The sequence below is a fragment of the Blastococcus sp. CT_GayMR19 genome (assembly GCF_004570385.1).
Classification (GTDB): Bacteria; Actinomycetota; Actinomycetes; order Mycobacteriales; family Geodermatophilaceae; genus Blastococcus_B.
In genome coordinates this window covers 64115-77413 of the sequence record NZ_SPQL01000007.1, presented here as the reverse complement: position 1 = coordinate 77413, position 13299 = coordinate 64115, and the positions used below count along the sequence as shown (strand labels likewise).

Genomic DNA, 13299 nt, shown 5'->3' with positions numbered 1-13299 from the left:
GTCCGCCAGCGAAGGGCGGACCGCACGTCGGGGTGGAACAGCGGTGGGATCAGGCAGCCGACTTGGGCGGCAGGTTCTCCTGCTCCTGCTCGTACGCCTTGTCCATCTGCGGCTCGAGGCCGTGCTTGGCCAGGGCCTCCTTGAACGTCTCGCGGACGTAGGACGACTCGTCGGCGTAGTCGATCTGGTCGCCGCCGATGCGCTGGCTGATCCAGGCCTTCGGCACACCCTGCGCGTTCCGGATGGACACGACCTCGTGCTTGAAGGCGAGGTAGCGGGCCGGCTCGGTCCCGGTGTTGAAGTGCTGGTGGTACCACATGTTCGGCGGAACGATCAGCGTGCCGGGGCCCCACTCGTAGCGCGTGGGCTCCTCGCCCTCGGGCCACATGAGGCTGTAGCCCTCGCCGGACAGGATGATCACGTGTGCGCCGGGGCCGTGGCGGTGGCCCTTCTTGTACGTGGCCGTCGGGAACTGCGAGATGTGGCTGTTCATCGAGCCCTTGGCCATGTTGAAGCGGATGTGCCCGCCTCCGGCGCCGCGCTCCTTGGCCTCGATCAGCGGCAGGTTGATCGAGTCGGCGACGAAGTTGGTGTCGAGCAGCAGGCCCTTCTGCTCGCCCTTGGGCGCGAAGTAGTCCGGCTCGCCGTTGAAGCGCTTCGGGAAGTCGTGCGCGGTGCCGAACACGAACTCGATGTCGTCGTAGAGGTTGATGATCCCCGGGGCGTTGGTCGAGGAGACGAAGCGCGCGGTCTCGTTGCCCGAGCCGTTGAAGTGCTGGTGGTTGGCGTTGAGGGGGATGGCGAACAGTGCGCCCGGGCCCCACTCGAAGGTGACCTCGGCGCCGCTGTCGTTCCACACCTTCGTGGAGCCGTGGCCGGAGAGGACCAGGATCATCTCCTCGAACAGCTGGCGCTGCGGGGCGAGCTCACCCCCGGCCGGGATCTCGGCCACGTAGCAGTCGTTCGACGTGCGGCTGGCCTCGTGATTGATGAAGACGCCCTTGCCGCCGCGACGTGCCCACGGCTTGAGCTCGACCTCCTTGAGGTCGGCCACGTAGTGCGCCGCGATGATGTCCAGGCCCTCGTCGGCCACCCAGCGGGTGTACGGGGAGTCCTTCTCGGTGGCGAACTTCGCCGCCAGGTCCTTGTTGACGAGTGCGTCCTTGGCCATGGGCGGCCTTCCTGGTCAGGCGCGCCAGCCAGGGCGCGCCGGGATGAACGGGGCGGTGCCCCGGAACCGCAACGTATTGGTAGGACCATAAGTCCATCGATTCCTGAGTGTCAACGACGGGCCGCTGCCAGGCGGCGGCGTCGACCAGGCGGGGGCGTGCGGTGGCCAGCCTCGCCACCGCCTGGGCCACGGGCACGGCCAGCAGCAGGACCAGCCCACCGCGCCATCCGCCCGGTGGCCCCGTGCACCTGGCCGACCGCCAGGGGACCGGGTCGCGGCCACCAGGTGGCCCACCCCCCTGCGCCGCGGCCGAGCCCGGCCGTGGGCACGTGGCGTGCGCGCTCCTCGCGGTCATGATCCCTGCGGCGCCCGGGGTGTGCGCACCCGGACATCGGCGGCGCCCGTCCGGAAATCATCCGTTCGGGACTCCAGTCCGCTCCCGCTCGTGTCGATACCCCTGGCACGAGCAGCACGAGCACAGCCGGGAGCGGACAACGTGGGCACAGTCAGTCGGAAGCTGCGGGGCACAGGCCTCGTGGCGGCATTCGGTCTCGTGGCGGTGGTCGCCATGGAGAGCGCGACGCCCGCGGCGCTGGCCGCCCCGGCTCCCTCCGGGGGCCCCCTGCAGACGGTGTCCGCGGTGATCGTCGACGGCGACGGTGCCGAGGTGGTCAGCCGCACGGTTCCGGCGAGCCAGGTCGAGCGGGTCACCGAGCAGCTCGAGGCGCAGCCGGGCACGGAGAGCGTCGCCGTCACCACCCCTGTCGCGCTGGCCGGCACCCCCGACCCGCTGCGGAGCAGCCAGTGGGCGCTCGACACCCTGGGGATCGACGCCCTCCCCCCGACCGCTCCGGACGGCGCCACCCAGCTGGTCGCGGTGCTCGACACCGGCGTCCTGGCCGCGCACGAGGACCTGGCCGGTCGCGTGCGCTGTGACCTCGGCGCGGACTTCGCGTCCGACGCCGCGACCGTGGACCCGGCCGGCACGGGCTGCGTCGACCCGAACGGGCACGGCACCCATGTCGCCGGCCAGATCGCCGCCGTCGGCCAGAACGGGCTCGGCGTCACGGGCATCAGCAGTGCCTCGGTGATGCCGGTGCGGGTGCTGACGGCGAACGGCAGCGGAACGTCCGACGCGGTGGCCCGCGGGGTCATCCACGCGGTCGACAACGGCGCCTCGGTCATCAACATGAGCCTGGGCGGGCCCTACAACCCCGTCTACGACACGGTCGTGCAGTACGCGGTCGACCGCGGCGTGACGGTCGTCGTGGCCGCCGGCAACAACCGCGCCACGGGGAACACGGTCAACTACCCGGCCGCCACGTCCGGCGCGATCGCCGTGGCCGCGACCGACAACACCGGCGCCCCGGCCTCGTTCAGCTACACCGGCCCGACCAACTTCATCTCCGCCCCCGGCGTCTCGGTCCTGTCCACCGACCCCGCCCAGGGCTACGTCTCCCGGAGCGGCACCTCGATGGCCGCCCCGCACGTGGCCGGGCTCGTCGCCCGGTTCGTCGCCGGCCACCCGGGCGCGACCGTCGCGCAGGTCCGCGGCGCGCTGCAGAGCACCGCGACCGACGTCCAGGCCCCGGGCTACGACAACGACACCGGCTACGGCGTCGTCGACCCGGCCGGGCTGCTCGGCCTGACGGGCCTGCCTCCGGCGCCGCCCACGCCCGCCGCCCCCACCTCCCCGCAGGCTCTGGTGAGCGGAGCCGACGTCGCGCTGTCGTGGACCGCAGCGGCGGGGGCCGCCGCGTACAACGTCTACCGCGACGGCGTCCTCATCTCGACGGGAACGAGCACCTCCTACACCGATCGCGGCGTGGGGAGCGCGCACGGCTGGGCCGTCTCGACGGTCGCCGGCGGCTCGGAATCGGCGCGCACGGGGGCCACGGTCGTCACGCCGCCGCCGCCCCCTCCGCCGCCCCCGGCCCCGGCCCCGGCTCCGGCTCCGGCTCCGGCCCCGCGGGTCGCCCCTGCCCCGGCGCCCGCGCCGGTCGTGGCCCCGACGCCGTCGCGGACCGTGCGCACCTGCACCACCCGCATCGTCCGGGTGCGTGGGCACCGCGTCGCGAAGGTGACCTGCAAGACCGTCGTCGTGAAGGCACCGGTGAAGAAGGCACCGGTCGTGAAGGCGTCGGTCAAGAAGGCGCCGGTCAAGAAGGCAGCGGTCAAGAAGGCGCCGGTCAAGAAGAAGGCTCCTCCGCGCCGTCGCTGACGCCGGCGACGCGCCCGGCGCCGGACCACCGACGTGGTCCGGCGCCGCGTTCTGCCCCGGTGCGTGGGAGTCTGACCACGTGGCAGCGGCTGAGCTCGAGACCGTCCAGCGAACGGCTACCGCCCGGTCCTACAAGGGCCACGACATCCACGCGGCGCCGGGCGTGCACGAGTACGCCGTGGAGCTGGCGCGGGCGGCCCTTCCGGACGGCGGGCGGGTGCTCGAGGTCGGGGCCGGCTGCGGTTCCCTGGCGCTGCGGCTCCGCGACGCCGGGTTCGACGTCGTCCCGACCGATCTCGACCCGCCGCACGAGTGGATCTTCCGGCTCGACCTGGACCACCCGGAGTGGACCGACGACACCCGCGGCCCCTTCGACATGGTGGTGTGCGTCGAGACGCTGGAGCACGTGGAGAACCCGCGCGGGGTGCTCCGGTCGATCCGGTCGATGCTCCGCCCCGGGGACAAGCTCCTGGTCAGCACCCCGAACGTGGCGCACCCGCACTCACGGCTGAAGATGCTGCTCCGGGGGGCGCCGTACCTGTTCGGGCCGAGGCACTACTACCAGCCCGGCCACATCTCGATCCTGCCGCACTGGATGCTGACCGAGCACGTCCGGCTGGCGGGGTTCGACCAGATCGTGGTGACCAGGGGCGGCGACACCGAGTACCACGGCCTGCGGCAACTGGTCCATCGCATCGAGACCGCACTGCTGGCAGCCATCGGTCTGCGAGCGCGGGCCGACCAGGGCGAGGGGATCTGCGTGTTCGTCACCGCTGTCGCGGTGTGATCGGCGGGCCCGGCCTGCCGGCCGGAGCGTCATCGCGACGGGCAGGACTGGGCGGCGGACGTCGGGGCACTAGCCTCTGACCCGCCGGGAGGGCTCGCCTAGTGGCCGATGGCGGCGGTCTTGAAAACCGCTATGGGGTAACACCCATCGTGGGTTCGAATCCCACGCCCTCCGCTCATCCGTTTCCGCCGAGGGGCGGGCGGAAGGCGAAGCGAGCGACGCCGACCCGCCGTCCCTCCACCGACAGGCTCGCCTCGGCGAAGGCGGCGGCGCGGCCGCGGCGCAGGACCGCGCCGTCGACGACGATCCGCTCGCCGTCGGCGGGCCGGACGAACTGGTAGTGGCCCTCGGCGACCTCCATGCCCGGGCCCACGGCGCGCGCGGCGGCGGCCAGCGCGATGCCGTAGAGCGCGCCGCCCTGCACGTGGCCCACGCGGTTGGTCACTTCGGGCCCGACCTGCATCGTCCCCTGCGCGGTGCCCTCGGCAGTGGACTCCGACCAGACGGGGGAGGTCAGTTCCTCCGCGGTCGACGTCCCGCGCTCGCGCGCCCGTTCGTGCGCCCGGAGCGTGGCCGTCACCGCTGCGCGCTCGCGCTCGTCCAGGTCCGCCTCGGCCAGCGCCTCGATCGTCGGTGCCGGTTCCCGCTCCCACGGCAGGGGCGGGAGCTGCCGCCCGTCGGGCACGGGCAGGGCCAGGAACCAGCCCTGGGCAGCGCCGACCAGTTCACCGCGGGCGTCCCGCAGATCGCAGCGGGCCAGGCCGTCACCGGTGTCGCTGTCGGCCCAGAGCAGGGTCGGATCGGCGCGCACGGGGGCGCGGGCGGAGGACCCGACGTGGTGCAGGGTGAGGCTGGCCGTGCCGAGTCGCCGCCCGGCGCCGAGCGCGGCGCGCACGGCCGAGCCGACGGCCAGGTCGGCGATCGCGGCGAGCGCGACCGGCGGGACGACGTCCGGGATGACAGCGGGATCGGGATCCAGGTGCGGCCGCGGCCGGCCCTCGTCGGGCCGGGAACTCGCGATCCCGAGGAGGTGGCCGTAGTAGTGCATCCCCAGGGCGCGGGTGCGCGCCGCGGCGCGCAGGGCGGCCGCCAGGACGGCGTCCCCGCCGTCGGACGGGGTGGCCGGACGGGCGTTGCCTGATGACACTCGAACACCTCGGGTCGGTCCGTCGGGAGCTCCACCGACGCTATCCGGGGCACATGCGTCCCTCGTCCCCGGGGACCGGCCGGGACGCTGTGGGGTGACACCCCTCGCGGGTTCCGGATCCCACGGCCTCCGCTCGCGCTACCGGAACAGCGGGACCTCGCGGAGAGGATCCCCGCCGTCGATGAACAGGCGCCCGTCCTCGGTCAGGGCGGCGGCCACCGCACGGCGCACGCGCTCCCGCAGCTCGGGATGCCGGCCGTCGAGTGCGCCCACGCGTACGGCGAAGGCCAGGTCGTAGGGCTGCTCGCCCGGCTCGAGAGCGAAGTCCTCGGCGGCGACCTGCCGGACGCTCATCCGCCCCGAGGCGATGGCCTCTCCCGAGGCGGCCGCGGCCTGCGCGACCGCTGCCGCGGACCGATCGATGGCGAGCACATGGCCTGTTCCGATGCGGGCGGCGACCGCGCGGGCCGCCGCACCCGGGCCGCAACCGATCTCGAGGACGCGCAGCCCGGGTCCCACGGGGAGGGCGTCGACGATCGCCGCGAGCCGGGCCGACAGGCGCCCCGGTGGCCCCTGACCAGCCATCCGGGCAGCATGCCAGCGAAGCCCGGGGCGGGACGTCGTTTCGACATGCAGGTCACGGGCACCCGCCACCCAGGGGAATTCGTCGAGACCGAAGGTGGCACCACATGAAGGCAGTGACCTGGCAGGGCGTCCGGCAGGTATCGGTGGAGGACGTGCCCGACCCGTTCGTGGAGGCTCCGACCGACGCCGTCATCCGCGTCACCACGACCAACATCTGCGGCTCCGACCTGCACCTCTACGAGCCGATGGCCCCGTTCATGGGCAAGGGCAACATCCTCGGCCACGAGAACATGGGCCAGGTCGTCGAGGTCGGCTCGGAGTGCGGCGACCTGAAGGTCGGGGACCGCGTGGCCATCCCGTTCCAGATCTCCTGCGGCAACTGCTGGATGTGCCGGCAGCAGCTCTACACCCAGTGCGAGACGACGCAGGTGCGCGACCAGGGCATGGGCGCGGCACTGTTCGGCTTCTCGAAGCTCTACGGCGAGGTCGCCGGCGGCCAGGCCGAGTACCTGCGGGTGCCGCAGGCGCAGTTCACCCACATCAGGTTGCCCGAGGGGCCGCCGGACGACCGGTTCGCCTACCTCTCCGACATCCTGCCCACCGCCTGGCAGGGCGTGGAGTACGCGAACGTGCCCGAGGGCGGCACCCTCGTCGTCCTCGGGCTGGGCCCGATCGGCGACTTCGCCTGCCGCATCGGCAAGCACAAGGGCTTCCGGGTCATCGGTGTCGATCTCGTGCCCGAGCGGCTGGCCCGGGTGAAGGCCCTGGGCGTCGAGGTGGTCGACCTGAACGAGGTCGAGAACATCGGCGACGCCATCCGCGACATGACCGGCGGCCGCGGGCCGGACTCGGTGCTCGACGCCGTCGGCATGGAGGCGCACGGCTCCCCGGCGACGAGCTTCATCCAGAAGGCGGCCGGCCTGCTCCCCAAGGCGCTCTCCGCGCCGCTCATGGAGACCGCCGGCGTCGACCGGATGAACGCGCTCTACTCGGCCATCGACATCGTGCGCCGCGGCGGCACGATCTCGCTGTCCGGCGTGTACGGCGGCATGGCCGACCCGATCCCGATGCTCACGCTCTTCGACAAGCAGATCCAGCTGCGCATGGGCCAGTGCAACATCAAGCGCTGGGTCGACGACATCATGCCGCTGCTCGGCGACGACGACCCGCTCGGCTGCGACACGTTCGCGACCCACCGGGTGCCGCTGTCGCGGGCGCCGGAGATGTACGAGGCGTTCCAGGAGAAGCGCGACGGCACCATCAAGGTGCAGCTCAAGCCCGAGCTGACCTGAGGCCTGCCGGGGAGGGACGGCGGCCCGCCGTTCCTCCCCGGACCTTCCGGCACCGCCGACACGCCGTGGCGGCGGGGCGACTCCGGGATGACCGGACGCCACTTTCGCGCGTTTCCGCTGGTGAACGTGCCGCATGTCGACAAGGCGGTGCCCCGGGAGGCGGGTCGTCGAGCCCGTTGGGGACTCCCGCAACGATCCGGTGACGGGGCGTCCGGGGCCGTGTCCGCGCACCCCTGGCGGAGGCCCCCGACGCCATACCTTTCGGCCTGTCCGCGGTACTTCCCCGCCGCGGCGATGGTGCTGAGGAGTCCACGCGTGACCATGGTCCCGACGCTGGGTTGGCCGACGATCGCAGTGCTGGGCTTCCTGCTCTTGACCGGTCTGGTCGTCGCGCTGGCCACCACCTCGACGGCCCGCTACGAGTTCGAGCTCAACGGCACGCGCGAGCGGCAGCGCTCCGCGGCCCGCAGCCACGGCACCCACCCCGCCGGCCGGCGTTCGGCGGGCCGGCCGGCCGGCGCCGCGGACGCCCAGGCACAGCCCCGGACGGTCGACCTCGCCGTCCGCCAGGCGCCGGCGACGCCGACGGGAGGCCCCGGCTGGTGGCTCGTCGACGAGTGGGCCCAGGTCGTGGCCGGGCCCTTCGCCGACCGGGTCGACGCCGACTGGGCCGCCCTGGCCGAGGGGCTGCCGGCGGTCTCGGTCCACGGCATCCCGAGTGCCGACGGTGGCGTGGCGCCGCGGCCCTCGCCCGAGGAGCGGGCGTGGTTCGCCGAGCTGAGTGATCAGCTGGACCGGCTCCCCAGCGCCTGGGACGACCTGGTGGACGACACCGACCCCCTGACGACGCTGGTGGTGGAGATCGCCGCGGCGCTGGTCGAGGCCGGCCTCCCGCTCCAGGACGTGTCGCAGGGGCGCTCGGCCGGCGGGGTCTGCCTGATGCCCGACTGGCCGTCGCGGGGCGTCCGGGTCAGCTGGCGTCCCCACGACCGGATGGGCCGGCACGCCGTCCGGGGTCCGGCGGCCCACGCCATGGTCGAGCAGCAGATGAACGTCGCCATCGGCGACGTCCTCGCGAACCTCGGCTTCGTGGTCGAGCCCCTCGGCGCGACCGGCGGCTCCCTGGTGACGGCTCTGCGCTGACCGTCTGGGCTCAGGCGCCGAGGATCTTCGCCTTCTGCGCGGCGAACTCCTCCTCGGTCAGGATCCCGGCGTCCCGGAGCTCACCGAGCTTCCGGAGCTGCTCCACCATGTCGGTCTGCGGTGCGGCCGGCCGGGGCGGCGCCGCCGGGGGAGCCCCGAACGCCGCCCCGGCCATCCCCGGGTTGACGTGCAGGTACTGCGACTGCCGCTCGACCGTCTTCTTGTGCCGCGCCTCGCTGATCAGCGGCGAGAGGATGTCGACGACGCCGTACGGGTCCTCGATGTTGTCCAGCACGACCTGGCCCGACGCCGTCCCGGACGGGTCGGCCATCCCGGTCATGCTGAACATCTCGGTCGGGGCGGCGGCGTACGAGGCGTCGTCCAGGATGAGGACGACGTCGCCGATGTCCTTGTCGCGCTGCCAGAGGGCCTGCCGGACGTCGATGTCCTTCACCGACCACAGCGGCACGTTCTCGGTCTTGGTGCCGAGCAGCCCGCTCTCGATCCAGACGCGGTCCCTGGTCACGCGGTAGCGCGCCTTCGACACCCCCATCACGCTCGTGGCCGCGCCCTTGCTCTCGCCGAACCACAGCGTGTTCGGGTCGTTGGCCCACTGCTCGGTGCGCTTGGACTGCTGCTCGGCGACCTTCTGCTTGCCCTGCTCGGCCATCGCCTTGCCCTGGTCGGCCACCTGCTTGAGCCGGTCCTTCCAGCTGACCTTCCCGCCCGGGGGTACGGCGGACGCGCCGTAGGCGGGGGGAGGAGGTGGAGGGAACGCGGCGGCCGGTGCGGGAGGCGGCGGCTGCGCGTCGAGCGGGTCGATCGTCGTTACGCCATGGTCGGAGACGTGCTCGCTCCAGGCCGTGCCGGTCCAGTAGCGCAGCTCGTGCACGCCGAGCGGGTCGGCCAGCCAGCTCGCCTCTGCCATGGGTCCTCCTCCGTCGGCCTCGTCGTCGAGGGGAGGATGGCAGCGCCGACCGGGATACGGGAGATCCGCCGGCGCGCGGGATCTGCGGAGCCGGAGCTCAGGCGGCGGAGGCCGGGCCGGGCGCCGTCGACCGGGCCGGCAGGCGGTGCACCTCGACGACGAGATCGCGGGCGGCCGCGGTCTCGGCCAGGGTGCGGGGGATCTCCGACGGGGCGAGGTATCCCGCCGCCGTCCGGTAGCGGAGCACGACCGGGCAGGCCACGGAGCCGACCGGGAGGGTCCCGGCGGAGTCGCCGCTGAGCACCGGCGTCCCGGGTGCGGCGGTGGACAGGGAGAGGTCCCCGAGCCAGCCGGTGTGGTCGCTGACCACCACCCGCCCCAGCCGGGGCCAGGGGACGGCGCTCCCGATCACCTCGACCCGCACGTCGAGCGCGGTGAGGATGTCGGCCGCGCCGCACACCCGCAGCCGCTGCCGGGCCCGGATGGCACCGCGGGGCAGCAGCGCCTTGCGGACGGAGACGACGGCGAGCGTGCGGGCCACCCGCAGCCGCCGGCGTCGCTGCGTCGCGCGCGGCGCGGGCCGGGCCGCAGGCGTTCCGAGCCGTGCGGCGGGGGAGGCGGGAAGAGCGTCGGCGAGGTGCGGGAAGGACGTCGTCGCGGTCACGGCCGAAGGCTCCGGCGTCCGGATGGCCGGCGGGTGGACGCATCCCGGACCCGCCACGACGAGCGGGCGAACGGTGCGGCTCTCCGGCCGGCCGGCCGGTGGACGCCTGCGTGATCGACGTACCCCCCGCTTTCGGTACCGAAAGCGGGGCCTACGCCGTCTGCTCTCGGTACCGAAAGCGGGCGGGTCAGCGGAGGCGGCGGGCGGCGGCGACGAGGGTGCGCGCGGTGAGCCGGCCGTCGGCCAGCCCCAGGTCGACGACGTCGTCGAACACCCGCTGGTCGGCGGCGGCGGCGCGGAAGGCGGCGTCCATCACCACCGGCCAGCGGCTCGCCCAGGACGCGGTCGACGAGTGCCGCAGGTGCCGGCCGAGCCGCCGGCTGACGGCCCGCCGGTAGGCCCGCCCCGCAGCGGGCCCGTGCACCGCCGCCGCACCGGCCAGCGCGCCGGAGAGGACGGCGTAGAAGATCCCCTCCCCGGTGAGCGGATTGATCAGCGAGGCGGCGTCCCCGGCGAGCAGCACGCGGCCGTCGGGCAGCCGGGGGCGCCCGGTGGACAGCGGCAGCCGGTGGGCGCGGAGGCCGGCGGGTTCGGCGCCGGGCAGCAGGGCGTCGAGGCCGGCGAGCAGGCCGGCCCGCGTGACCCCGCTGGACACCAGTTCCCCGTAACCCACGTTGGCCCGCCCGGCGCCCAGCGGGAACGACCACGCGTACGCCGGCCACCGCTGCCCGGTCGTCGCGATCACCTGCACGCCGCGATCGCCTCCGGGGTCGGGGGCGTACCCCCGGATCGCGATGGCGGTGTGGCGCGGCCGGTTCGGGGCCACCCCCACCGCCCGGCGGACGACGGACTCGGCGCCGTCCGCCGCGACGACGACGCCTGCCGTGAGGGAACCGTCCACCTCGACGTGGGCCGGGTGCGCGGTGAGGCCGCGGACGGTGTGCCGGCGCAGCTCGGCCCCGGAGGCCACGGCCGCCTGCAGCAGCCGGTGGTCGAAGACCTCGCGGGGGACGACGAAGGCGGGGCGGTGCATCGCCCGCTCGACCGTCGTCCCCCCGGGGGACCGGAGCCGCAGCCGCGGCACGGCCGGAGAGCCCTCCGTCAGTGCGGCCGGGTCCAGGCCGAGGCCGGCCAGCACGTCCAGCGCCTCGGGGGCGATGCCGTCGCCGCAGACCTTGTCCCGGGGGAAGACGGCGCGGTCGAGGATCAGGACCGAGCAGCCGGCCGCCCGCGCCGCGAGGGCGGCGGCCGCGCCGGCCGGACCGCCGCCGACCACGACGACGTCCCAGCGCTCTGCCATGACCCGAACGCTAGGCAGTCAGTGCTGGGCGGGCCTGGCGACGCCGTCGCGGGGCTGGGAGAGCAGCGCCCGCCAGCTGCCCTGGTCGTGCGCCGCGGGCTCGGTCGTCGCGATGAAGTCGAGCAGGATCCGGCAGAACTCCTCGGGCTCGTCGAGGTGCGGCCAGTGCCCCGCCCCCTGGAACACCTCCACGCGGGCGCTGGGCACCAGCGAGCGCACCGACTCGGCGTGCAGGGCCGGGACGATCGGGTCGCGGCTGCCCCAGACCACGAGCATCGGGACGGCGTCGGCGAGATACAGGCGATCCAGCGCGGTGACCGCCTGGCCCCGGGCGTCGACCACGCCCCGCAGCGTGCGGAGGAACGCGCGCCGGGCCTGGACGTCCTTGAGCGCGAGCAGCGCCTCGCCGGCCTCGGCCACGTCGCGCACCGGCTTCCAGCCGGCGGCCTTCCCGATTCGGTCGAGGGCCTGCATGCCGAGGCGGAGCGGTCCGGAGACGCCGGTCAGCGCGGTGAGCACGAGCTCGGCGCCCGGCAGGGTGGCTGCCCGCAGCCCCGCGGACAGCTCCGGGCCGAGCCCGCCGCTGCCGACCAGCGCGAGCCGTTCGCAGCGCTCGGGGAACTGGTAGGCGAACTGCAGGGCGATCCCGCCGCCCAGCGAGTGCCCCACGACCGTCGCCCGCTCGATGTCGAGAACCGTGAGCAGGTCGCGCATCCCGTTGGCGTAGGCGGCGATGGAGTAGTCGCCCCGCGGCTTGTCCGACGCGCCGTGGCCGAGGAGGTCGGGCGCGAGAACGGTGTGGGACTCCGCGAGCCGGTCGATCACGCCGGCCCACGTCTGGCAGTTGTTCCCGATGCCGTGCAGCAGGAGCAGGGCCGGCCCGCTGCCCGCCCGCACGAACGCGCGCCGGTGCCCGTGCACCACGCGGATCTCCCGGACAGGGGCCATCCCGCGAGTGCACCACGCGCGCGTTGCGCCGTCGTTACCGGCTCGGTGTCGTCCACTTCCGGGCGGGGTGCTCGTACGCGTCCACGAAGGTCAGCAGCTCCGCGGCGTCGGAGACCACGCCGAGCGCGTCGAGCCGGCGGCCGTCGAGGTAGCCGTCGTCGACCATGCGGCGCAGCTGGGCGAGCAGCGGCTGCCAGAACCCGTCGACGTCGAGGAGCGCCGTCGGCTTCGCATGCAGCCCGAGCATGCCCCAGGTCCAGGCCTCGAACAGCTCCTCCAGCGTTCCCGCGGCGCCGGGCAGGGCGACGAAGGCGTCGGACAGGTCGGCCATGCGGGCCTTGCGCTCGTGCATCGAGTCCACGATCTCGAGCCGGGGCAGGCCGGGGTGCGCCAGCTCGTCGTCCACCAGGTGCTGGGGGATGACGCCGACCACCTCGCCCCCGGCCGCGAGCGCGGCGTCGGCCACGACGCCCATCAGGCCGACGCGACCCCCGCCGTAGACGACGCCGACGCCGGCTGTGGCCAGATCGGTCGCGAACGCGGCGGCCGCGTCGCGGTGTGCGGCCGGGCCGGACTGCGACCCGGTGAAGACGGCGATGCGCACCGGGCGATCAGCCCCCGTACTGGCGGGTGACCCACTCGGCGATGCAGACCGGCTTGTCGCCACCCTCGCGCTCGACGGTCACCGTGAGGACGTTCTGGAGCCCGCCGGCCACCTCTTCGGACTCCTTGAGGGTGACCCGCGCGCGGACCTTCGAGCCGACCGGGACCGGCGCCGGGAACCGCACCTTGTTCAGGCCGTAGTTCACACCCATCTTCACGTCGGTGATGGTGAGCACCTGGGCGACCAGCGGCACCACGAGCGAGAGGGTGAGGAAGCCGTGCGCGATCGGCCCGCCGAACGGGCTCTCCTGCTTCGCGCGCTCGACGTCCAGGTGGATCCACTGGTGGTCGCTGCTCGCGTCGGCGAACTGCTGCACGGCCTCCTGGGTCACCTCGTACCAGTCGCTGGTGCCGAGTTCGGTGCCGACGAGTCCGGGCAGCTCGGCGAGGGTGGTGGTCGTGGTCATGCGGGGTCCTCCGTGGGGCGTGCGTCCGGTGGGATGTCCTGGT

Annotated in this window: 13 protein-coding genes and 1 tRNA gene; 5 read left to right on the top strand and 9 right to left on the bottom strand. The window is 74.0% G+C overall.

The annotated features are described in order from the left end of the window. Positions 1 to 49: 49 nt before the first annotated feature. A complete protein-coding gene (locus E4P39_RS11470; RefSeq protein ID WP_135136687.1) occupies positions 50 to 1171 on the bottom strand; it encodes an ethanolamine ammonia lyase-activating protein in 1122 nt (373 codons plus the stop codon). A 496-nt stretch (positions 1172 to 1667) separates the two neighbouring features. Here E4P39_RS11470 and E4P39_RS23200 point away from each other — a divergent pair, with 496 nt between their 5' ends. The 3 genes from E4P39_RS23200 to E4P39_RS11455 all read left to right on the top strand — a co-directional run bounded on the left by E4P39_RS23200 (position 1668) and on the right by E4P39_RS11455 (position 4353). Next, positions 1668 to 3392: a S8 family serine peptidase gene (locus tag E4P39_RS23200; protein WP_135136685.1), complete on the top strand. Its 1725-nt coding sequence runs from the start codon at positions 1668 to 1670 to the stop codon at positions 3390 to 3392. 79 nt (positions 3393 to 3471) lie between these two features. Further along, complete coding sequence (locus E4P39_RS11460) at positions 3472 to 4179, top strand: class I SAM-dependent methyltransferase (RefSeq protein ID WP_135136683.1); 708 nt, start codon at positions 3472 to 3474, stop codon at positions 4177 to 4179. A gap of 87 nt (positions 4180 to 4266) precedes the next feature. Continuing rightward, positions 4267 to 4353: transfer RNA gene (locus E4P39_RS11455), tRNA-Ser, on the top strand. Between the two features lies 1 nt (position 4354). Here E4P39_RS11455 and E4P39_RS11450 read toward each other — a convergent pair. Continuing rightward, the gene (locus E4P39_RS11450) at positions 4355 to 5326 is read right to left on the bottom strand and encodes an acyl-CoA thioesterase domain-containing protein (protein WP_135136681.1); all 972 of its coding nucleotides are present in this window, start codon (positions 5324 to 5326) and stop codon (positions 4355 to 4357) included. Between the two features lie 138 nt (positions 5327 to 5464). Next, positions 5465 to 5911, bottom strand: a complete 447-nt coding sequence (locus E4P39_RS11445) for a class I SAM-dependent methyltransferase (RefSeq protein ID WP_135136679.1) — start codon at positions 5909 to 5911, stop codon at positions 5465 to 5467. Positions 5912 to 6015: 104 nt separating this feature from the next. On the opposite strand from E4P39_RS11445, the gene E4P39_RS11440 reads away from it, so the two are divergent. Both E4P39_RS11440 and E4P39_RS11435 read left to right on the top strand, forming a co-directional pair. Continuing rightward, the gene (locus E4P39_RS11440) at positions 6016 to 7203 is read left to right on the top strand and encodes a zinc-dependent alcohol dehydrogenase (RefSeq protein WP_135136677.1); all 1188 of its coding nucleotides are present in this window, start codon (positions 6016 to 6018) and stop codon (positions 7201 to 7203) included. 321 nt (positions 7204 to 7524) lie between these two features. Next, the gene (locus E4P39_RS11435) at positions 7525 to 8346 is read left to right on the top strand and encodes a hypothetical protein (protein ID WP_135136852.1); all 822 of its coding nucleotides are present in this window, start codon (positions 7525 to 7527) and stop codon (positions 8344 to 8346) included. A gap of 10 nt (positions 8347 to 8356) precedes the next feature. Here E4P39_RS11435 and E4P39_RS11430 read toward each other — a convergent pair whose 3' ends face one another. From E4P39_RS11430 to E4P39_RS11405, 6 genes are all read right to left on the bottom strand, one after another. Next, positions 8357 to 9274, bottom strand: a complete 918-nt coding sequence (locus tag E4P39_RS11430; RefSeq protein WP_135136675.1) for a PH domain-containing protein — start codon at positions 9272 to 9274, stop codon at positions 8357 to 8359. A 97-nt stretch (positions 9275 to 9371) separates the two neighbouring features. Beyond that, positions 9372 to 9938, bottom strand: a complete 567-nt coding sequence (locus E4P39_RS11425) for a hypothetical protein (protein WP_135136673.1) — start codon at positions 9936 to 9938, stop codon at positions 9372 to 9374. A 187-nt stretch (positions 9939 to 10125) separates the two neighbouring features. Then, positions 10126 to 11238 (bottom strand): geranylgeranyl reductase family protein, encoded by a 1113-nt coding sequence (locus tag E4P39_RS11420; RefSeq protein ID WP_135136672.1) that lies wholly within the window; start codon positions 11236 to 11238, stop codon positions 10126 to 10128. A gap of 18 nt (positions 11239 to 11256) precedes the next feature. Further along, complete coding sequence (locus E4P39_RS11415; RefSeq protein ID WP_135136670.1) at positions 11257 to 12186, bottom strand: alpha/beta fold hydrolase; 930 nt, start codon at positions 12184 to 12186, stop codon at positions 11257 to 11259. A gap of 34 nt (positions 12187 to 12220) precedes the next feature. Beyond that, entirely contained in the window at positions 12221 to 12790 is a 570-nt protein-coding gene (locus tag E4P39_RS11410) for a TIGR00730 family Rossman fold protein (RefSeq protein WP_135136668.1), read from the bottom strand. Positions 12791 to 12797: 7 nt separating this feature from the next. Beyond that, complete coding sequence (locus E4P39_RS11405; RefSeq protein WP_135136667.1) at positions 12798 to 13256, bottom strand: MaoC family dehydratase; 459 nt, start codon at positions 13254 to 13256, stop codon at positions 12798 to 12800. Between the last annotated feature and the right edge of the window lie 43 nt (positions 13257 to 13299).